The sequence below is a fragment of the Stenotrophomonas sp. GD03819 genome (assembly GCF_029841665.1).
Taxonomy (GTDB): domain Bacteria; phylum Pseudomonadota; class Gammaproteobacteria; order Xanthomonadales; family Xanthomonadaceae; genus Stenotrophomonas; species Stenotrophomonas geniculata.
Window position 1 is genome coordinate 35,830 of the sequence record NZ_JAOCEW010000024.1, and the last position, 17,711, is coordinate 53,540.

The following is a 17,711-nucleotide window of genomic DNA, read 5'->3' on the forward strand; positions in this document are numbered from 1 at the left end:
GATTCCTTGACATGGACGCGTTCGGGGGATGATAGCGTTGGCCGTGGTCATTCCAGCAGGTCCTGGATGACCACGTCTTCACTGATGAGCAATGGAGTCTGCCATGAGCGGTCACGATCCCGAGCAGCAGGAGCGCCTGCTGCAGGCCCGCGCCAGGAGCGTCCAGGCGCAGCAGCACCTGGTCGAGCAACTGCAGGGCGGTGGACACGCCACCGAAGCGGCGCGCCTGCGCGAGACCTATCACGCCCGCGAGCTGGGTTCGCTTGCTGATGATGTGTATGCCTCGGCAAAGGGCAAAGGAGAGCCGCCGGTCGGGTGGACGCGAGCCAGTGCCGTGACCGACCCGGACACGCTCAAAGCAGCGGGCATCAGCCTGGGGGCAGCCGACCTGAAGAAGCTGATGCGGCCGAACGACTCGGGTTTCCGCGCAGAGATCTACATTCCGGACAAAAGGGTGTTCGGTGATGACGCCAAGCCGGTGCTGGTATTCAAGGGATCCACGGGCGAAATCATCGATCCCCGGGCGAAAGGCGGGCGGCGTGAGTCCGGAGGCGAGGATTTCCTCAACAACGGACGCCAGGGCGTGGGCATGCAGAGTGACTACTACGATCGGGCCATGGCACTGGCGAGTCGCTTGAAGACCTCCGGTACCCACTTTGAACTCGCCGGTCATTCGCTTGGCGGCGGCATGGCCTCTGCCGCTTCGGCGGTGACCGGTGTACGTGCGACCACCTTCAATTCGGCGGGCCTGCATCCGGCCACCGCCGATCGCTACGCGAAATCCCACGGATTGCCGGTGTTCAACACGCGCGACACGGTGCACACCTACCAGACCTCGGGTGAAGTGCTCAACGATGTGCAGAACGGATTGAAGCGGCTCAACGAGCATCACCGGCAGGGCTTTGGCCTGCTGGCCAGCGAGACCAGCCAGCTGCTGCGCCAGCCCGGCGTGCAGCAGATGGTTACCCGCAAGCTGCAGGAGATGATGCCGGCCGGTGCGCAGACGGCCACCGCCCAGCTGGTTGACCAGCTGGCGTCGAAATCCGGGGCGGAGGCATTGCGCAATGTTCCGGTGGCCGCGGGCAGGATGGAACTGTTGCTGGACGCCAAGACCGAAGTGAACGGAAAGGTGGTGGACCGCCGCCATCGAGAAGCGCCAAGCCAGCTTGCCGAATACGGTGGCCCGTTGGCCGAGGTGCTGATCGCAGGTGCGCGTGGCATGCGTGCCGGACGGATTGCCGGTGAACATGTCGAGCAGGTCGGCGCGCTGGCGGGCCGGGGCATGAGCCTGTCCGGCGTGGCCGTCGAACGTGCGTCGACCCTGCAGGGAAATGCGATCGGCACCGTGGTCGACTACGGTGGAAAGAGCATGCGGGTCGGCATCGAAGGCGGCGCGACGGTCATTGCCAAGGGACGCGAGCTGCAGGGTCTGGTCGAATCGGTCAGCCACCGCGTGCAGGCCAAGGGCAGTTACGGCTGGAACATCGGGGCCAGCGTGCTGGGTGCGCTCGGTGCCGACGACATGGCCAGGCAGATGCGCGAGCACGGTGACGCGGCCCGCAATCAACTCGAAACCAAGGCCCGTGAAGCCACCCGTGAAGCAGCGGCGGATGCCGGCCGCATCCGCGCCGGCGGCCATCATCTGGGCGGCCAGCTGCAGCAGGGCGTGCATGGCGTGGCCAATGGGCTGCGCAATGGCTATGCCGTGTACGGCGCGACTTTCCACATGGGCATGAACTGGAGCAGCCATCAGATCACCGGGCTGACCTCGCAGGCGCCGGCCGTGCTGGCCGGCACCGTCGGGCTGGGTGCGATGGCCAACAAGGGCATTGCCACGCACCTGCCCACGCCGGCACTGCCGCAGAACCTGGTCAACCTTGCCAAGACGTCGTGGGTGATCGGGCGCGGCAGTGCGACCATGGGGGAGTCGGTGGACCGGCATGGCATGAGCGAGACGATGAACCCCAGTCTCGACGCGGCAATCGCGAGCCAGGAGGCGGCCGCGCGCAAGCTGCTTGGACGGCCGCATGCGCAGCTGCAGGAGGGGGCCGCGAAGATGCCAGCGCTGAACGATCCGGGGCACATCGACTTCCATCTGTTCAAGGGCGCGCAGACCGGCGTGCACGGCCTCGATGTGGCACATGGCCGCATCCCGAACCTGCAGAGCGACCAGCTGGCCGGGGCGTTGGCTGCGCAGGCCAAGCGCGATGGGCTGCAGGCCATTTCCCATGTGCTGCTCAGTGACGACCGCACGCGGGCATTCGCGGTCGACACCCCGGATCTGCAGGCGGCCCACCGCCGACATGCGCACGTGGACGTGGCGGCCGGCATGGCCCAGCCGCTGGCCGTGAGCACGGCGCAGGTTGACGCCCTGAACACCGGTCGCGAACAGGCGACGGCGGCTGGATTGGCCCAGCAACAGGGGCTGGAGGCCCAGGAGAATGCCCGGCGGATGGGCTAATGGCCGAATGAACCGCGCCGCGGCGGCGGGGTTCCCCTCCCGCCCCGGCTGCGATACAGTCAAGGGGTGTCCAGCCTGACGACCCCGCATACCCTTTCTTCCGCACGCCGTTGGTGGCGATGGTGGCCCGTTGCCGTCGTCCGCCCCCATAACGCTGTGTCCCGGAAGGAAAGTCGTCTTGAACTCGCACGCTCAGTTTCAGCAGCAGGCCGCTGAAGGCCACACCCATATTCCCGTCGTCCGTGAAGTGCTGTCCGACCTGGACACGCCGCTTTCGGTCTATCTGAAGCTCGCCGACGGCCCCAATACCTACCTGTTTGAATCCGTCGAAGGCGGCGAGCGCTTTGGTCGTTACTCGATCATCGGCCTGCCGGCGCGCCGCGTGTACGCCTTCCACGGCCATACGCTGACCGTGCGCGAAGACGGCCAGATGGTGGAAACCCGCGAGGTGGCCGACCCGTTCGCCGAGGTCGAGGCGCTGCGCAGCGCTCACTCGGTGCCCAAGCTGGACGGCCTGCCGGGCTTCACCGGTGGCCTGGTCGGCTGGTTCGGTTTCGAATGCATCGGCTACATCGAACCGCGCCTGGCGCCGCCGGCCGGCCGTGATGAACTGGGCACCCCGGACATCCTGCTGCTGGATTCCAATGAGCTGGCGGTGTTCGACAATCTCAAGGGCCGGCTGTACCTGATCGTGCATGCCGACCCCCGGGTCGAGGGCGCCTTCGAGCAGGCCCAGGCCCGCCTGGATGCACTGACCGCCAAGCTGCGCGCACCGGGCGCCGGTTATCCCGCGCCGCTCAACAGTGATGTGCTGGACGAGTCCGATTTCGTCTCCGGTTTTACCCGCGAAGGCTTCGTCGATGCGGTCCAGCGCAGCAAGGAATACATCCGCGCCGGTGACATCTTCCAGGTGGTGCTCAGCCAGCGCCTGAGCGTGCCGTTCAAGGCGCGCCCGGTGGATGTGTACCGCGCGCTGCGTGCACTGAACCCGTCGCCGTACATGTACTTCCTGGATGTCGGCGACCTGCAGGTGGTCGGCTCGTCGCCGGAAATCCTGGTGCGTCTGCAGGATGGCGAAGTCACCGTGCGCCCGATCGCCGGTACCCGTCCGCGCGGTGCCACCGTCGAGCAGGATCTGGCGCTGGAAGCCGAACTGCTGGCCGATCCGAAGGAACGCGCCGAGCACCTGATGCTGATCGACCTCGGCCGCAACGATGCCGGTCGCGTGTCCAAGGCCGGCACCGTGGAAGTGGGCGAGCAGTTCGTGATCGAACGCTACAGCCACGTCATGCACATCGTCAGCGAAGTGACCGGGCAGCTGCAGCCGGGGCTGAGCTATGCCGATGTGCTGCGCGCCACCTTCCCGGCCGGCACGGTCAGCGGCGCGCCGAAGATCCGCGCGCTGGAGGTGATCCGCGAGCTGGAACCGATCAAGCGCAATGTCTATGCCGGCAGCATCGGCTACATCGGCTGGCACGGCGATGCCGATACCGCGATCGCGATCCGCACCGCGGTGATCAAGGATGGCCGCCTGTACGTGCAGGCCGGCGCCGGCATCGTCTACGACTCGGACCCGGACAAGGAATGGGACGAGACGATGAACAAGGGCCGCGCGCTGTTCCGCGCCGTCGCCCAGGCTGCCAAGGGCCTGTGAGCCTTTCCGTGCCGTGGCCTGCGCCGCGGCACCTCCTGCTGTTCCCGTTCAAGACAAGGAGTACCGCATGAAGCTGCTGAGCGCATTGCTGTGGTCGTCACTGCTGGCCACGATGGCCCCGTCTGCGTGGGCGCAGGCCAATACCATTCCCTCGCAGCCGCACCTGCTGGTGAAGGGCGAGGCGCGCCGCGTGGTGATGCCGGACCGGTTCGGCCTGCAGTTGAACATCGAAGAGACCGACATGGATGCTGACGCCGCGCGCCGCCGCGTGCAGGACAACGTCGCGCGCGTGCTGGCGCTGTTCAAGCAGCACAAGGCGGTGGAAGGCAGCGTGCGCGCGGACAACCTGCGTATCGGTCCGGCGACGCGCTATGAGCAGAACCGGCAGGTCTTCATCGGCACCCGCGTGTCGCGCCAGCTGCGTGCCAGCTTCGCCAGCGTGAAGGCGATGCAGGACGTGCTGGGTGCGCTGAAGGCCAACGAGAACGTGCAGGTCAGCAGCGTGGCCCCGACCTACTCGGGCGAAGTGGCGCTGCGACGCGAACTCAAGGGCGAAGCAGCGGCCAAGACCCGCGAGTCCGCGCAGGGCCTGGCCAAGGCCTATGGAACGAAAGTGCGTGGCCTGTACAGCATCTCCGACGTGGCGCCGGACTTCGCCTACGGCATCCAGGCCGGGCAATGGCCGCAGCCGGGCGAGGATGGTGAGTATCTGGACAGGATCTCGGTGACCGGCAGCTATGCACCGACCTCGGCACCTGCGCCCGGTGCACCGGAGTCCATTGAAGCCGGCCCCATCACCTACACCGAAAACGTATACGCCATTTTCCTGATAAGCGACGGAACCTGACCATGTTGTGGATGATCGACAACTACGACAGCTTCACCTACAACCTCGTGCAGTACCTGCAGACGCTGGGCGCCGAAGTGAAGGTGGTGCGCAACGATGCGATGAGCGTGGACGAGATCGCCGCGCAGAAACCCGAGCGCATCGTCATCTCGCCCGGCCCGTGCACGCCCAACGAGGCGGGCGTGTCGCTGGAACTGATCGAGCGCCTCGGCCCGACCACGCCCATCCTCGGCGTCTGCCTGGGCCACCAGGGCATCGGCCAGGTCTACGGTGGCACGGTCATCCGCGCGGGCAACATCATGCACGGCAAGACCTCGCCCATCCGCCATGAAGGCAAGGGCGTGTTCGCCGGTCTGCCGGATCGTTACCAGGCCACCCGCTACCACTCGCTGGTGGTGGACAAGCACAGCCTGCCCGATGTGCTGGAAGTGACCGCCTGGACCGAGAACGAGGACGGCTCGATCGAAGAGATCATGGGCCTGCGTCACCGCCAGTTCCCGGTGGAGGGCGTGCAGTTCCACCCCGAATCCATCCTCACCGAACACGGCCACGCCCTGCTGCGCAATTTCCTGCAGCGTCCGGCGGCCTGATCCAAGGAGCATTCCCATGAGCTTCTCCCCCCAGGAAGCCCTGCAACGCACCATCGAGCACCGCGAAATCTTCTTCGACGAAATGGTCGACCTGATGCGGCAGATCATGCGCGGCGATGTCTCGCCGATGATGACCGCCGCCATCCTCACCGGCCTGCGGGTGAAGAAGGAAACCATCGACGAGATCGCGGCCGCGGCCACGGTCATGCGCGAATTCGCGCTGGCGGTGCCGGTGGCCGATACCACCCACCTGGTCGACATCGTCGGTACCGGTGGCGATGGCTCGCATACCTTCAACATCTCCACCTGCGCGATGTTCGTGGCGGCCGCAGCCGGTGCGCGTGTTGCCAAGCATGGCAACCGCAGCGTGTCGTCCAAGTCCGGCAGCGCCGATGCGGTGGAAGCGCTGGGTGCGGCCATCGAACTGCAGCCGGCCCAGGTGGCCGCGGCCATCGAGCAGACCGGCATCGGCTTCATGTTCGCGCCGATCCACCATCCGTCGATGAAGGTGGTCGCGCCGGTCCGCCGCGAGATGGGCGTGCGCACCATCTTCAACATCCTCGGCCCGCTGACCAACCCGGCCAGCGCGCCGTCGGTGCTGATGGGCGTGTTCCACCCCGATCTGGTGGGCATCCAGGCGCGCGTGCTGCGCGAGCTGGGCACCGAGCGCGCCATGGTGGTCTGGGGCCGCGACAACATGGACGAGATCTCGCTGGGCGCCGGCACCCTGGTGGGCGAGCTGCGCGACGGCAAGGTGCGCGAGTACGAGATCCACCCGGAAGACTTCGGCATCGCCATGTCGGCCAGCCGCAACCTGCGCGTGGACGGCCCGGAGCAGTCCATCGCCATGCTGCGCGCCGTGCTGGACAACCAGCAGGGACCGGCACTGGACATCGTGGCGCTGAATGCCGGCGCCGCGCTGTACGTGGCCGGCGTGGCCAGCGACATCGGCGATGGCCTGGCCCGTGCCCGTGCAGCCATCGCCAACGGCAGCGCCCGCCAGCGCCTGCAGCAGTATGTGGAGACCACCCGCGCGCTGGTTGCCTGAGCGCGCGGTTCAGCCTGACCCTTTTGATGGCCGATAATGGCCGTCCTCACCGCCCCCGCACCGAACCGACGACGATGAGCGACATCCTGCAGACGATCCTGGCCCGCAAGGCCGAAGAAGTGGCCCAGCGCCGCGCCCAGCGCCCGCTCGAGGCGCTTCAGGCCGCCGTGGCCAGCGCCCCGCCGGTACGTGGCTTCGTGCGCGCCCTGCAGGCGGCCGTGGCCAATGGCGACCCCGCAGTCATCGCCGAGGTGAAGAAGGCCAGCCCGTCCAAGGGCGTGATCCGCCCGGATTTCCGCCCGGCCGATATCGCCGTCAGCTACGAGTTCGGTGGCGCCAGTTGCCTGTCGGTGCTGACCGACGCGGATTTCTTCCAGGGTGCCGACGCCTACCTGCAGCAGGCCCGCGAGGCCTGCACGCTGCCGGTGCTGCGCAAGGACTTCGTGATTGACGCCTACCAGGTGTACGAGGCGCGCGTGCTGGGCGCCGACTGCATCCTGCTGATCGTCGCTGCGCTGGACGACACCCAGCTGGCCACCCTGTCCGAACTGGCACTGTCGCTGGGCATGGACGTGCTGGTGGAAGTGCATGACATCGACGAACTGGAGCGTGCGCTGCAGGTGCCGGCACCGATGATCGGCATCAACAACCGCAACCTGCGCACCTTCGAAGTGTCGCTGCAGACCACGCTGGACATGCAGAAGGCGGTGCCGCGTGACCGCCTGCTGGTGACCGAGAGCGGCATCCTGGGCCCACAGGACGTGGCGCTGATGCGCGATGCCGGCATCCATGCGTTCCTGGTCGGCGAGGCCTTCATGCGCGTGGAAGAGCCGGGCGAGGGCCTGCGTCAGCTATTCTTCGCGGCATGAAAACGCACTATCCGACGCCGCGCGACGATGCGCCGCTGGTGGTCTTCGATTTCGACCACACCCTCTACGACGGCGATTCGGGCACCCACCTGTTCGCCTCGCTGATCAAGCGCAACCCGTTGCGGATGCTGGCGGCGCTGCTGGTCACGCCGATCGCCGGGCCGATGGTGGCGCTGCTGCCGACCCGTCGTGCCGGTATTTCGGTCTATGTGTGGATCGGCAGCTTCGGCCTGCACCGTGCGCGCGACTTCAACAAGGTCATCGACGCCTATGTGCTGCGCAATGAGGCGCAGATGCGCGCCAAGCTGCTGCCGCAGGCGCTGGAGGTGTTCGCCGCGCACCGCGCCAAGGGCGACCGCGTGGTGGTTGCCACCGGCGCGCCGCCAGAGCTGGCACGGGCGATCCTGGCCTTCGTCGCCCACCAGGACGTACCGGTGATCGGCACCGAGGTTGGCCCACGGCTGGGCGGCGTCGGCCCGACCCGCCACTGCCACAACGAAGAGAAGATGCGCATGCTGCGCGAGCGCGGCTACGGCGATATCGATATCGCCTACTCCGACAGCACCGCCGACCTGCCATTGCTGCTGGCGGCCAAGGCGCCGGTGGTGGTGAACCCGAAGCCGGGCAGGGTGGACTTCTTCCGCCGCGTGCTGCCGGCCGGCACCCGCATCCTCAACTGGGGCTGCGTGGACCGTGGTGGCGACAAGGCCTGATCCGAGCCTGTTGTAGAGCCGAGCCATGCTCGGCTGCTCTTCGTTGCGGTATCCGTGCGCGATCAGCCGAGCATGGCCCGGCTCTACAGGGAATGCCTCAGCGATACAGGTGCCCGTACACCGCGTGGCCGATCTGGAACAGGCTGATGCCCAGCACCAGCACGCCAACGGCCACCAGCACCCAGCGCTCCTTCACCCGCTTGACCAGGATCGCCGCCACCGGCGCGGCCATCATGCCGCCGATCAGCAGGCCGGCGACGATCTGCAGGTGCTGCACCCCCATCGACAGCAGGAAGGTCGCCGACACCGTCAGCGTGACCACGAACTCCGCCGCATTGACCGTACCGATGGTGGTGCGCGCCTGGCCACCACGAGCGAGCAGGGTGGACGTGGCGATCGGCCCCCAGCCGCCACCGCCGCTGGCGTCGAGCAGGCCCGCGAAGAAGCCCAGCACCGGTACCCGGCGGATTTCGCCCTTGGGCATCCAGCGTCCGGCCGCGCGGGCCAGGATGATGATCGCCAGCACCAGCAGGTACAGGTAGATCAGTGGCCGGATGATCTCGCCCGGGATCTGGGTGAGCACGTAGGCGCCCACCGCGCCGCCCACCGCGCCGGGCAGGGCCAGGCGCAGGAACAGGCGTTTATCGACATTCCCGGCGGCGAGGTGCGACACACCCGAGGCGCCGGTGGTGAACACTTCCGCGGTGTGGATGCTGGCGCTGACCTGCGCCGGCGGCAGGCCCATGCTCAGCATCACCGACGATGAGACCAGGCCGAAAGCCATGCCCAGCGCGCCGTCGACCAGCTGCGCGCCGAGGCCGATAAGGATGAACCACCAGAATTCGCTGCTCAGTTCCATGCCCCGAGCCTAGCGCGCGAGGGAGTGCGGACCAAGGTCCGCACCCACCGGGGGCTCAACGGTCAACGGGTGCCGTACAGCACCACGGTCTTGCCGCGGGCATGCAGCAGGCCGTCGGTCTGCAACTTCTTCAGCACGCGGCCGGCCATTTCGCGCGAACAGCCGACCAGGCGCGCCAGTTCCTGGCGCGAGACGCGCAGCTGGCTGCCCTGCGGGTGGCTCATTGCTTCCGGTTCCTGCGCCAGGTCGTGCAGGGTGCGCACGATCCGGTCGGTGACGTCCAGGAATGCCAGTCGGCTGGCCTTGCGGCTGGTGTCGAGCAGGCGCTTGGAGATCTGCTGGCCCAGCGCGTACAGCAGGCGCGGGGCATCGGCCGACAGCGGGCCGAGGAACAGCTGATGCAGGCGCTCGTAGCTGATTTCGGCCAGCTCACAGGCGGTGCGGGTCCGCAGGATCACCTCGCGGCGGTCCGATTCAACGAACAGGCCCATCTCGCCGACGAACTCGCCAGCACCGAAGTAGCCCAGCACGAGCTCGCGATCGTCATCTTCCTCGGCCATGATCGAAACCGAGCCGCTGATGACGTAATACAGGGTTCCCGCCGGGTCACCGGGTCGGAAGACGTCGGTACGGGTGGGGTATCGCCGCCTGTGGCTGTGCGCCAGGAAACGATCGATTGTGGCGATATCCAGGGCCAGTGGACTGCTAGCTAGGCGCACGGTTGACACGATAGGAGCGCTCCCTCTGCGCATGAACGGATTCACGGGGTCGATAGCGGAGCTTAACCAGCGCAATTGTTAAGGGCAAACAGTGTGCCAGATGTGAGCGATCTTCACGTTCCCCCCGGGGACGGTTTGCCCCATAATTCCCCCTTTCCCTTCTTACACAGGAATCGACCGCCGTGGTCAAGCCGTTGCCTCGCCTGAGGCTGCAGGGTTTCAACAACCTCACCAAGGCGCTGAGCTTCAACATCTATGACGTGTGTTACGCGCGCACCGAAGAGGAGCGTCAGCGTTACATTGAATACATCGATGAAGAGTACAACGCCGACAGGCTGACTCAAATCTTGACCGATGTCGCCGAGATCATCGGCGCCAACATCCTGAACGTGGCCCGCCAGGACTACGACCCGCAGGGTGCCTCGGTGACCATCCTGATCTCCGAAGAACCGGTGATCGACAAGAAGCAGGCCGGCAAGGAGCTGATCTCCGACGCCGTGGTCGCGCACATGGACAAGTCGCACATCACCGTGCACACCTATCCGGAAACGCACCCGCAGGAAGGTATCGCCACCTTCCGCGCCGACATCGACGTGGCCACCTGCGGCGTCATTTCGCCGTTGAAGGCGTTGAACTACCTGATCGAAAGCCTCGAGTCGGACATCGTGATCATGGACTACCGCGTCCGTGGCTTCACCCGCGATGTGAAGGGCAAGAAGCACTACATCGATCACAAGATCAACTCGATCCAGAACTTCCTGGCCAAGAACATCAAGTCGCGTTACGAGATGTTCGACGTCAACGTCTACCAGGAAAACATCTTCCACACGAAGATGCACCTGAAGGACTTCGACCTGGACCAGTACCTGTTCGAGGAAAAGGCCAAGAACCTGTCGTTCAAGGAACGCATGAAGATCGAAGCGCTGCTCAAGCGCGAGATCGAAGAGCTGTTCCACGGCCGGAACCTGTCCGAGTAAGCCCCATGCGCGATGCCGGCAGGCATCGCCGCCCAGGCGGGACGACCCGCCCCGTGGAACTGGTGTCGCGCAAGCGACGTGGTTCCACGGTGATGTACCGACCCACGGCCCGGTGTGAAAACACCGGGCCGTTTCGTTTTTCTCAAAAAGGTAAGGAGCCCCCACCCATGCCCTGGATCTACCTGCTGCTGGCCGGCCTGTTCGAGATCGGTTTCGCCCTCGGAATGAAGTACTCCGAAGGCTTCAGCAAACCCCTTCCCACTGCTGCCACGGTCGTGTCCGCGCTGATCAGCCTGTACCTGATGAGCCAGGCGATGAAGAGCATCCCGGTCGGCACGGCCTACGCGATCTGGACCGGTATCGGCGCCATGGGCGTGGCGGTGCTGGGCATCTACCTGTTCAACGACAGCGCATCGCCGGCCCGCCTGGCCTGCGTGGGCCTGATCGTAGCCGGTGTGATCGGCCTGAAGCTGGTGTCGCCGAACTGATTGATGGCCCGACCAACGGTCGGGCCCACCGTCAGGCCCCGCCGCACCTCTTGGTAGGCCCACGCCGTTGGTGCGGGCAAACCCTTCAGATGCGGTAGGCGATGGTCTTCATCACCCTGGAGGCCAGCGCCATCGCGCCCGGGATCGGGAACGGCAGGCGGCGTGCGCCGGCCTGCTCGGCGTGCTCCGCATGGCGGGCCTCGTCTTCCTTCATCACCTGGATGACCGCGCGGCTGCGCAGGTCGCTGGCCGGCAGGTCGACCAGGTGCTCGTCCAGATGGGCTTCCACCTGACGCTCGGTTTCGACCACGAAGCCCAGGTTCCAGCCGTCGCCACGCAGCCCGGCCAGGGTGCCGATGGTGTAGCTGCCGGCATACCAGAGCGGGTTGAACAGGCTCGGACGGCTGTCCAGTTCGCCCAGGCGGGTGGCGCACCAGGCCAGGTGGTCGGTCTCTTCCTGGGCCGCTTCCAGCAGGTGTTCACGCGTGGCCGGGTCGCGGGCCACGGCGGCCTGGCCGAAGTACAGGCCCTGCGCGCAGACCTCGCCGACATGGTTGATCCGCATCAGCCCGGCCGCATGGCGGCGTTCAGTGCTGTCCATGCCCGGCTCGTCGGTGTCCGCAGCCGGGTAGGGGCGGGCCGCCGGCGGGTTGCCGAACACCGTGTCCAGGGCGCGCTGCGCCTCGGTCAGCAGGTGGTCCAGCGGGGTGATGTGGCGGAGCACGGTCATGGCGGTACACGGTGGGGCGGAAGACCCCGCGATTCTCGCCCGGCCCCGTCCCCCTGCCAACCCGGTCAGGGGTCGGCTTGCAACGGGGGTCTGACCTGCGTACAATCCCGCCTCTTACGCTTCACCTTTTCACAACGCGTGGCAGAGTTCCGGTGAGCCTTTCGCCGCAATGAGCCCGACCTAACCTAGAGTTCTTCATGAGCACTTTCACTGCCAAGAACGAGACCGTCCAGCGCGACTGGTACCTCGTCGACGCCGAGGGCAAGACCCTGGGCCGTCTCGCCACCGAGCTGGCCCGCCGTCTGCGCGGCAAGCACAAGCCGGTCTACACCCCCCACGTTGATACCGGCGACTACCTGGTCGTCATCAATGCAGAAAAGATTGCCGTCACCGGCAAGAAGCTGCAGGACAAGATGTATCACCGTTTCACCGGTTACATCGGCAACCTGAAGACCGAATCCCTGGCACAGGCGCTGGAGCGCCACCCGGAGCGCGTGATCGAGATCGCCGTGAAGGGCATGCTGCCGAAGGGCCCGCTGGGTCGCCAGATGTACCGCAAGCTCAAGGTCTACGCCGGCACTGAGCATCCGCACGCCGCACAGCAGCCGCAGGTTCTGGATATCTAATCATGGCTATCACTCAAAACTACGGCACTGGCCGCCGCAAGTCCTCCACCGCTCGCGTGTTCCTGCGCAAGGGTTCGGGCAACATCACCGTCAACGGCCGTCCGCTGGACGAGTTCTTCGGTCGTGAGACTGCGCGCATGATCGTGCGCCAGCCGCTCGAGCTGACCAAGAACACCGAAAGCTTCGACATCCTGGTCACCGCCGCTGGCGGCGGCACCACCGGCCAGGCCGGTGCGATCCGTCTGGGCATCGCCCGTGCTCTGGTCGAGTACGACGAAACCCTGAAGTCCGAGCTGCGCAAGGCCGGCTTCATGACCCGTGACGCCCGTGAAGTCGAGCGTAAGAAGGTCGGTCTGCACAAGGCCCGCCGCGCCACCCAGTTCTCCAAGCGCTGATCTACCGCGCCTGGTTGGGCTCCTTCGGGAGCCCGCTGGATGGAAAAGCAAAAGCCCGGCTTCGGCCGGGCTTTTGTCGTTTCGGTGTCATGCATTCCCGGGTTGCCGGCCAGCGGTCGGTACTACCCGTGGCTTCACATGTCAGAAGGGGGTGGGGTCGGAGCCCTTTTCTCTGAAAAGGATCCGACCCCGGACCCCTCTCTGGAGGAGAGCCCCCTTGATGTTCAAGGGGGCGCGCCGACAGGCGCGGGGATCAGGTGGAATGCGCGACCAAATTAAAAGCAAAAGGCCAGATCTTTCGATCTGGCCTTTTGCTTTTAATTTGGCTGCCCCGGATGGATTCGAACCACCGAATGCCTGAGTCAGAGTCAGGTGCCTTACCGCTTGGCGACGGGGCAAAACGTGCAACTATTTTCTCACTTTTCACACTGAAAAACAACTTGATTTTCAGTGTGGTGGCTATGGGTGGACTCGAACCACCGACCCCAGCATTATGAGTGCTGTGCTCTAACCGGCTGAGCTACATAGCCTTGGTGAGCCCGCTATTCTGCGGATGTGTATCGACCCTGTCAACACTTTTGTGCCGTGCTTGTGGGTCGACAGAGGGCATGGGATAGTCCCGACCAGTAGATTTTCTTAGGAGTCCGCATCGTGATCGATCCGGACGGCTATCGACCGAACGTCGGCATTGTGCTGATGCGGCAGGACGGCCAGGTGTTCTGGGCACGACGTGTGCGCCGGGACGGCTGGCAGTTCCCGCAGGGTGGCATGAACACCGACGAGACGCCTGTCGAGGCCATGTATCGTGAACTGCAGGAAGAGACCGGCCTGCTGCCTGAGCACGTGGAAGTGCTCGGGGCGACGCCCGGCTGGCTGCGCTACAAGCTGCCGGCGCGGGCCATCCGCCGCAATGAGCGGCAGGTCTGCATCGGCCAGAAGCAGGTCTGGTTCCTGCTGCGCCTGACCGGCGACGAATCGCATGTGCAGCTGGACCATACCGATTCGCCCGAGTTCGACCACTGGCGCTGGGTGGACTTCTGGTACCCGGTGGAGCACGTGGTGATGTTCAAGCGTGGCGTCTATGCGCGCGCTCTGCGACATCTGGCGCCGTTGGCGCGCGGGGTGGCCGGGCAGGGCGTCACCGCCATGCCCAAGAGCGCTGCGGAGGCCTGGATGCCGGGTCACGCTGCCGGCCACGACAGGCCCCGCAAGCGCACTCCCAAGCGCGGTGGCTACTGGCCGCGCAAGGCCAAGGGTGAGCCGGGGGCGGTTTGATGGGGAGGCCGCGCAGGCCGCGGGTCGATCCGTCACAACGCGTCCCCGCCGGGTATCTCCAGCAGGGCCTGGTTGTCCGGCTGGCCAGCCTGCCCTGGATGGCGTTGGGCGTGGTGGTGCTTGGCGGCAGCGCAACGATCCCGCTTGGGCTGGGCATGGTCCTCATCCTGGTGAACTGTGCCGGTGCCCTGTATCTGGCGGACTACCTGCTGCGCCTGAGGGCGGCAGGCGGTGGCCTGCACTGGCTGATCATGTTCTTCAGTACGCCGGTGCTGGCCCTGTTGTATTCGATCGCACTCTGAACCGTATCGAGAATGGTTCAGGTCTCTGATTGACAACCATTCTCGTTTCCATTGGAATAGCCAACAGGCCACTCTTGGCCTGTCATCCCGGTTCACGCCTGTGTACGTCTGCATCTGCAACGGAGTCACCGACCACCAGATCCGCGAAGCCGCCAGCCATGGCGTCAGCACGGTGGCCGAGCTGACCATGCGTACCGGTTGTGGCGCGACCTGCGGTTCCTGCCTGGACATGGCCGGCGACCTGCTGGCCAAGGCACGTGCCACCCACGATCTGCCGCTGCCGGTCCTCGGTCTGGCCCAGGTCGCCTGACGTCTCTTTCGCGGCGCGTTGACGCCGCGCTTCCGGATCCTTCACGCGTGGCCGCCATAGGCCAATGCGCACGATTCGCGTTCCTTCACGACCGCACGCAAGGCGTTAGAGTGCGTGCGTTTTCAGCGTGCAGGAGCATCCCCATGAAGGGCGACACCAAGGTCATCGAATTCCTCAACAAGGTCCTCTACAACGAGCTGACCGCGATCAACCAGTACTTCCTGCACGCCAAGATGCTGAAGAACTGGGGCATCAAGGAACTGGCCGAACATGAGTACAAGGAATCGATCGACGAGATGAAGCATGCCGACATGCTCGCCGACCGCATCCTGTTCCTTGAAGGCCTGCCGAACTTCCAGGCGCTGGGCAAGCTGCGCATCGGCGAGAACCCGACCGAGATCCTGCAGTGCGACCTGTCGCTGGAACGCGATGGCGTGGTCACCCTGCGCGAGGCCGTGGCCTATTCCGATTCGGTGGGTGACTACGTCAGCCGCCAGCTGTTCGTGAAGATCCTCGACTCGGAAGAGGAGCACATCGACTGGCTGGAAACCCAGCTCGACCTGATCGAGCGCATCGGCGAGCCGAAGTACCTGCTGAGCAAGCTGGAAGAGTGACTCAGCCGGCCTGGCCGGCGCGATGCTGTGCCAGGTAGCCCGTCAGTGCCACGCGCGCACGGGCGAATTCGGCAACCAGCAGCGCTACCGCTACGGCGGGGCGCTGCAGGCTGCCGCTGCGGGCCTCATGTTCGATCCGCTGCGCCACCGCCGACAGCGACAAGGCCCCCACGTTCGCGCTTGATGATTTCAGGCTGTGCGCGACCGCCTGCAGGCGGGGCTCGTCGCCGTTCTGCGCGGCCTGCTGCAGCTGCTGCACCATCGCCGGCGCATCCTCCAGGAACACCGAGACGATCTGGAGGGCGGTATCGCCGATTACCGCGTGCAGTTCGTCCAGCACGTCGCGGTCCAGTACCGGTTGCGGTGCTGGCGCCACCTGCTTTTCCGGATTCTGTAGCGCCGAGCCATGCTCGGCTGATGGCGTGCGACTGCAATTGGCCGTCAGCCGAGCATGGCTCGGCTCTACCGAAGGCTGTCCAGGTGATGCAGCTTTCCCGCCACCCCAGCGCTGCAACAGCGCATGCAGCGTGGCACGTGCGATCGGCTTGGACAGGTAGTCGTCCATGCCGGCCTGCAGGCAGCGCTCGCGATCACCGGCCATGGCGTTGGCCGTCATCGCGATGATCGGCAACCGCGTGCGCCCGGTTTCCGCTTCTTCCGCACGCCAGTGGCGCGTGGCGGTGTAGCCGTCCAGCACCGGCATCTGGCAATCCATCAGCACCACGTCCACGCCGCCTTCGCGAAGGGCGGCCAGCGCCTGCTCGCCATCGGCGGCATTGCGCACCTCGCACTGGAATACGCGCAACAGATGCTCGGCCACCATCCGGTTGACCGTGTTGTCTTCCACCAGCAGCACGCGCAGGTGCAACGGCGGCAGCGTGGGCGTGGGCTGACCCTGTTCGGCGTTGGCCAGCAGCGCGGCAGGGCGCGCATGCGCGACCGGTGCAGCCAGCAGTGCATGCAGCGCAGCGTCGTCGAAATGCGAGGGTAACTGCCGCTGGCGCGGGCGTGCCGGAAGGGTGTCGTCCTGCAGCCACAGCACCTGCAGGGCATCGTCCTCGCCACGTTCGGCCAACGCCTGTTGCAGCGTCGCTTCACCGATGCGGCGCGCACGTGCATCGACCAGCAGCCAGGCCGGCGCCGGTTGCCCGGGCCTCGGCACCGCGCGCAGGCGCTCGACCACGGCATCGAGCTGCGCCATGGCGTGCACCAGCAGGCCATGATGGGCCGCGATGCGCTCGATGCGTGCCTGCAGCGTTGCATCGGCACTGAAGAGCAGCAGCGGTGCTGGCGCGCGCGCCATCGCCGGCAGGTCGCCAGGAACCTTCAGCAGCGGGATCTCGAACCAGAACGTAGCGCCCTGGCCAGGCGTGGACTGCACGCCGATCTGCCCGTGCATCAGGTCGATGATGCGCTTGCAGATGGCCAGGCCCAGGCCGGTGCCGCCGTAGATGCGGGTGGTGGATGCGTCGGCTTGGCTGAAGGACTGGAACAGGCGTGCCTGCAGTGTGTCGTCGATGCCGATGCCGGTATCGATGATCTCGAAGCGCAGCTGGTGCTGCGCGGCACCTTCGCCCAGCCGCAGCACGCGCAGCTGCACCTGGCCGCGGGCGGTGAACTTGATTGCGTTGGCCAGCAGGTTGCTCAGCACCTGGCGCAGGCGCACCGGGTCGCCGCGCACCGGCAGGCGCACCGAAGGATCCAGTTGCAGGCCCAGGGCCAGGCCCTTGGCGTCGGCGGCGCGCTGCATCAGCTGCACCACGCCATCGAGCAGGTCGCGCAGGTTGAAGCTGGTGATCTCCAGTTCCAGCGCCTGTGCTTCCAGCCGGGAGTAGTCGAGGATGTCGTCGACGATGCGCAGCAGCTGCTGTGAACTGGCCGAAGCGGTGGCCAGCATCTGCCGCTGGTCCTCGCCCAGCGGCCCGCGCGCGATCAGCTCCAGCATCGGCAGGATGCCGTTGAGCGGGGTGCGGATCTCGTGGCTCATCGTGGCCAGGAACTCGCCCTTGGCCAGCACGGCCGCTTCGGCGGCCTGCTTGGCCTGCAGCAGCTGCTGTTCCAGCTGGCCCTGGCGTTCGGTGGTATGGCGCAGCTGGTCGCGGTCGGCGGCCAGCGCGCTGTGCTCGCGCTGCAGCCGGGCCAGTGCCCGGCTGCGCGTGCGCAGGCGCAGACCCAACAGCAGCGCCATGGCGGCCGCGGCAAGGGCAACCAGCAGCACGCCCCACAGCGGCACG

At 66.1% G+C, this 17,711-nt stretch carries 19 protein-coding genes and 2 tRNA genes; 15 read left to right on the forward strand and 6 right to left on the reverse strand.

Features of this window, described 5'->3' with window-relative positions; translation table 11 throughout:
• Positions 1-103 precede the first annotated feature (103 nt).
• From N5D45_RS15025 to N5D45_RS15055, 7 genes are all read left to right on the forward strand, one after another.
• A complete protein-coding gene (locus N5D45_RS15025) occupies positions 104-2,461 on the forward strand; it encodes an XVIPCD domain-containing protein (protein ID WP_279939238.1) in 2,358 nt (785 codons plus the stop codon).
• Positions 2,462-2,639: 178 nt separating this feature from the next.
• Positions 2,640-4,115 carry an anthranilate synthase component I gene (trpE, locus tag N5D45_RS15030; RefSeq protein WP_049411792.1) on the forward strand — a complete coding sequence of 492 codons (1,476 nt, stop codon included), beginning with the start codon at positions 2,640-2,642 and terminating at the stop codon, positions 4,113-4,115.
• A gap of 67 nt (positions 4,116-4,182) precedes the next feature.
• A complete protein-coding gene (locus tag N5D45_RS15035; RefSeq protein WP_057503649.1) occupies positions 4,183-4,962 on the forward strand; it encodes an SIMPL domain-containing protein in 780 nt (259 codons plus the stop codon).
• A 2-nt stretch (positions 4,963-4,964) separates the two neighbouring features.
• Complete coding sequence (locus tag N5D45_RS15040; protein WP_010482655.1) at positions 4,965-5,552, forward strand: aminodeoxychorismate/anthranilate synthase component II; 588 nt, start codon at positions 4,965-4,967, stop codon at positions 5,550-5,552.
• A 16-nt stretch (positions 5,553-5,568) separates the two neighbouring features.
• Positions 5,569-6,600: an anthranilate phosphoribosyltransferase gene (gene trpD, locus N5D45_RS15045; protein WP_043399367.1), complete on the forward strand. Its 1,032-nt coding sequence runs from the start codon at positions 5,569-5,571 to the stop codon at positions 6,598-6,600.
• A 74-nt stretch (positions 6,601-6,674) separates the two neighbouring features.
• On the forward strand, positions 6,675-7,469 hold the full coding sequence (gene trpC, locus N5D45_RS15050; RefSeq protein WP_049480644.1) for an indole-3-glycerol phosphate synthase TrpC: 795 nt from the start codon (positions 6,675-6,677) through the stop codon (positions 7,467-7,469).
• Positions 7,466-8,182 carry a haloacid dehalogenase-like hydrolase gene (locus tag N5D45_RS15055; protein WP_010482651.1) on the forward strand — a complete coding sequence of 239 codons (717 nt, stop codon included), beginning with the start codon at positions 7,466-7,468 and terminating at the stop codon, positions 8,180-8,182. Before trpC ends, N5D45_RS15055 begins: the two co-directional genes overlap by 4 nt.
• 97 nt (positions 8,183-8,279) lie before the next feature.
• Here the strand turns inward: N5D45_RS15055 and N5D45_RS15060 are convergent, their stop codons facing one another.
• Both N5D45_RS15060 and crp read right to left on the reverse strand, forming a co-directional pair.
• Positions 8,280-9,041 (reverse strand): sulfite exporter TauE/SafE family protein, encoded by a 762-nt coding sequence (locus N5D45_RS15060; protein WP_010482650.1) that lies wholly within the window; start codon positions 9,039-9,041, stop codon positions 8,280-8,282.
• 62 nt (positions 9,042-9,103) lie between these two features.
• Positions 9,104-9,793, reverse strand: a complete 690-nt coding sequence (crp, locus tag N5D45_RS15065) for a cAMP-activated global transcriptional regulator CRP (RefSeq protein ID WP_010482649.1) — start codon at positions 9,791-9,793, stop codon at positions 9,104-9,106.
• 149 nt (positions 9,794-9,942) lie between these two features.
• Here crp and speD point away from each other — a divergent pair, with 149 nt between their 5' ends.
• Together speD and sugE are read left to right on the forward strand one after the other, a co-directional pair.
• Entirely contained in the window at positions 9,943-10,737 is a 795-nt protein-coding gene (gene speD / locus N5D45_RS15070; RefSeq protein ID WP_006473908.1) for an adenosylmethionine decarboxylase, read from the forward strand.
• A gap of 167 nt (positions 10,738-10,904) precedes the next feature.
• Positions 10,905-11,225, forward strand: coding sequence for a quaternary ammonium compound efflux SMR transporter SugE (sugE, locus tag N5D45_RS15075; RefSeq protein WP_005411314.1), 321 nt, complete (start codon positions 10,905-10,907; stop codon positions 11,223-11,225).
• Positions 11,226-11,310: 85 nt separating this feature from the next.
• Here sugE and coq7 read toward each other — a convergent pair whose 3' ends face one another.
• On the reverse strand, positions 11,311-11,955 hold the full coding sequence (gene coq7, locus N5D45_RS15080; RefSeq protein WP_279939239.1) for a 2-polyprenyl-3-methyl-6-methoxy-1,4-benzoquinone monooxygenase: 645 nt from the start codon (positions 11,953-11,955) through the stop codon (positions 11,311-11,313).
• Positions 11,956-12,152: 197 nt separating this feature from the next.
• Here coq7 and rplM point away from each other — a divergent pair, with 197 nt between their 5' ends.
• Entirely contained in the window at positions 12,153-12,581 is a 429-nt protein-coding gene (gene rplM / locus N5D45_RS15085) for a 50S ribosomal protein L13 (protein WP_005414692.1), read from the forward strand.
• Positions 12,582-12,583: 2 nt separating this feature from the next.
• Positions 12,584-12,976, forward strand: a complete 393-nt coding sequence (gene rpsI, locus N5D45_RS15090) for a 30S ribosomal protein S9 (RefSeq protein WP_005411311.1) — start codon at positions 12,584-12,586, stop codon at positions 12,974-12,976.
• A gap of 323 nt (positions 12,977-13,299) precedes the next feature.
• Here rpsI and N5D45_RS15095 read toward each other — a convergent pair.
• Positions 13,300-13,374, reverse strand: a tRNA-Gln gene (locus N5D45_RS15095).
• Between the two features lie 55 nt (positions 13,375-13,429).
• Positions 13,430-13,506: transfer RNA gene (locus N5D45_RS15100), tRNA-Met, on the reverse strand.
• 121 nt (positions 13,507-13,627) lie between these two features.
• Between N5D45_RS15100 and N5D45_RS15105 the strand changes: the two genes are divergently transcribed.
• The 4 genes from N5D45_RS15105 to bfr all read left to right on the forward strand — a co-directional run bounded on the left by N5D45_RS15105 (position 13,628) and on the right by bfr (position 15,477).
• On the forward strand, positions 13,628-14,251 hold the full coding sequence (locus N5D45_RS15105; RefSeq protein WP_010482644.1) for an RNA pyrophosphohydrolase: 624 nt from the start codon (positions 13,628-13,630) through the stop codon (positions 14,249-14,251).
• Complete coding sequence (locus N5D45_RS15110) at positions 14,251-14,553, forward strand: hypothetical protein (RefSeq protein WP_279939240.1); 303 nt, start codon at positions 14,251-14,253, stop codon at positions 14,551-14,553. Before N5D45_RS15105 ends, N5D45_RS15110 begins: the two co-directional genes overlap by 1 nt.
• Positions 14,554-14,653: 100 nt before the next feature.
• Positions 14,654-14,863 carry a bacterioferritin-associated ferredoxin gene (locus N5D45_RS15115; protein ID WP_005411309.1) on the forward strand — a complete coding sequence of 70 codons (210 nt, stop codon included), beginning with the start codon at positions 14,654-14,656 and terminating at the stop codon, positions 14,861-14,863.
• Between the two features lie 143 nt (positions 14,864-15,006).
• A complete protein-coding gene (gene bfr / locus N5D45_RS15120) occupies positions 15,007-15,477 on the forward strand; it encodes a bacterioferritin (protein ID WP_005419804.1) in 471 nt (156 codons plus the stop codon).
• 1 nt (position 15,478) lies between these two features.
• Here the strand turns inward: bfr and N5D45_RS15125 are convergent, their stop codons facing one another.
• Positions 15,479-17,710: an ATP-binding protein gene (locus N5D45_RS15125; protein WP_279939241.1), complete on the reverse strand. Its 2,232-nt coding sequence runs from the start codon at positions 17,708-17,710 to the stop codon at positions 15,479-15,481.
• Position 17,711 lies beyond the last annotated feature (1 nt).

What these genes read in the sequence shown, in the direction of transcription:
- rplM (WP_005414692.1), top strand. Translation starts at nt 12,153, where the DNA reads ATGAGCACTTTCACTGCCAAGAACGAGACCGTCCAGCGCGACTGGTAC.
- trpD (WP_043399367.1), top strand. Translation starts at nt 5,569, where the DNA reads ATGAGCTTCTCCCCCCAGGAAGCCCTGCAACGCACCATCGAGCACCGC.
- N5D45_RS15040 (WP_010482655.1), top strand. Translation starts at nt 4,965, where the DNA reads ATGTTGTGGATGATCGACAACTACGACAGCTTCACCTACAACCTCGTG.
- N5D45_RS15055 (WP_010482651.1), top strand. Translation starts at nt 7,466, where the DNA reads ATGAAAACGCACTATCCGACGCCGCGCGACGATGCGCCGCTGGTGGTC.
- sugE (WP_005411314.1), top strand. Translation starts at nt 10,905, where the DNA reads ATGCCCTGGATCTACCTGCTGCTGGCCGGCCTGTTCGAGATCGGTTTC.
- coq7 (WP_279939239.1), bottom strand. Translation starts at nt 11,955, where the DNA reads ATGACCGTGCTCCGCCACATCACCCCGCTGGACCACCTGCTGACCGAG.
- N5D45_RS15060 (WP_010482650.1), bottom strand. Translation starts at nt 9,041, where the DNA reads ATGGAACTGAGCAGCGAATTCTGGTGGTTCATCCTTATCGGCCTCGGC.
- N5D45_RS15035 (WP_057503649.1), top strand. Translation starts at nt 4,183, where the DNA reads ATGAAGCTGCTGAGCGCATTGCTGTGGTCGTCACTGCTGGCCACGATG.
- rpsI (WP_005411311.1), top strand. Translation starts at nt 12,584, where the DNA reads ATGGCTATCACTCAAAACTACGGCACTGGCCGCCGCAAGTCCTCCACC.
- bfr (WP_005419804.1), top strand. Translation starts at nt 15,007, where the DNA reads ATGAAGGGCGACACCAAGGTCATCGAATTCCTCAACAAGGTCCTCTAC.
- N5D45_RS15025 (WP_279939238.1), top strand. Translation starts at nt 104, where the DNA reads ATGAGCGGTCACGATCCCGAGCAGCAGGAGCGCCTGCTGCAGGCCCGC.
- trpC (WP_049480644.1), top strand. Translation starts at nt 6,675, where the DNA reads ATGAGCGACATCCTGCAGACGATCCTGGCCCGCAAGGCCGAAGAAGTG.
- N5D45_RS15110 (WP_279939240.1), top strand. Translation starts at nt 14,251, where the DNA reads ATGGGGAGGCCGCGCAGGCCGCGGGTCGATCCGTCACAACGCGTCCCC.
- crp (WP_010482649.1), bottom strand. Translation starts at nt 9,793, where the DNA reads ATGCGCAGAGGGAGCGCTCCTATCGTGTCAACCGTGCGCCTAGCTAGC.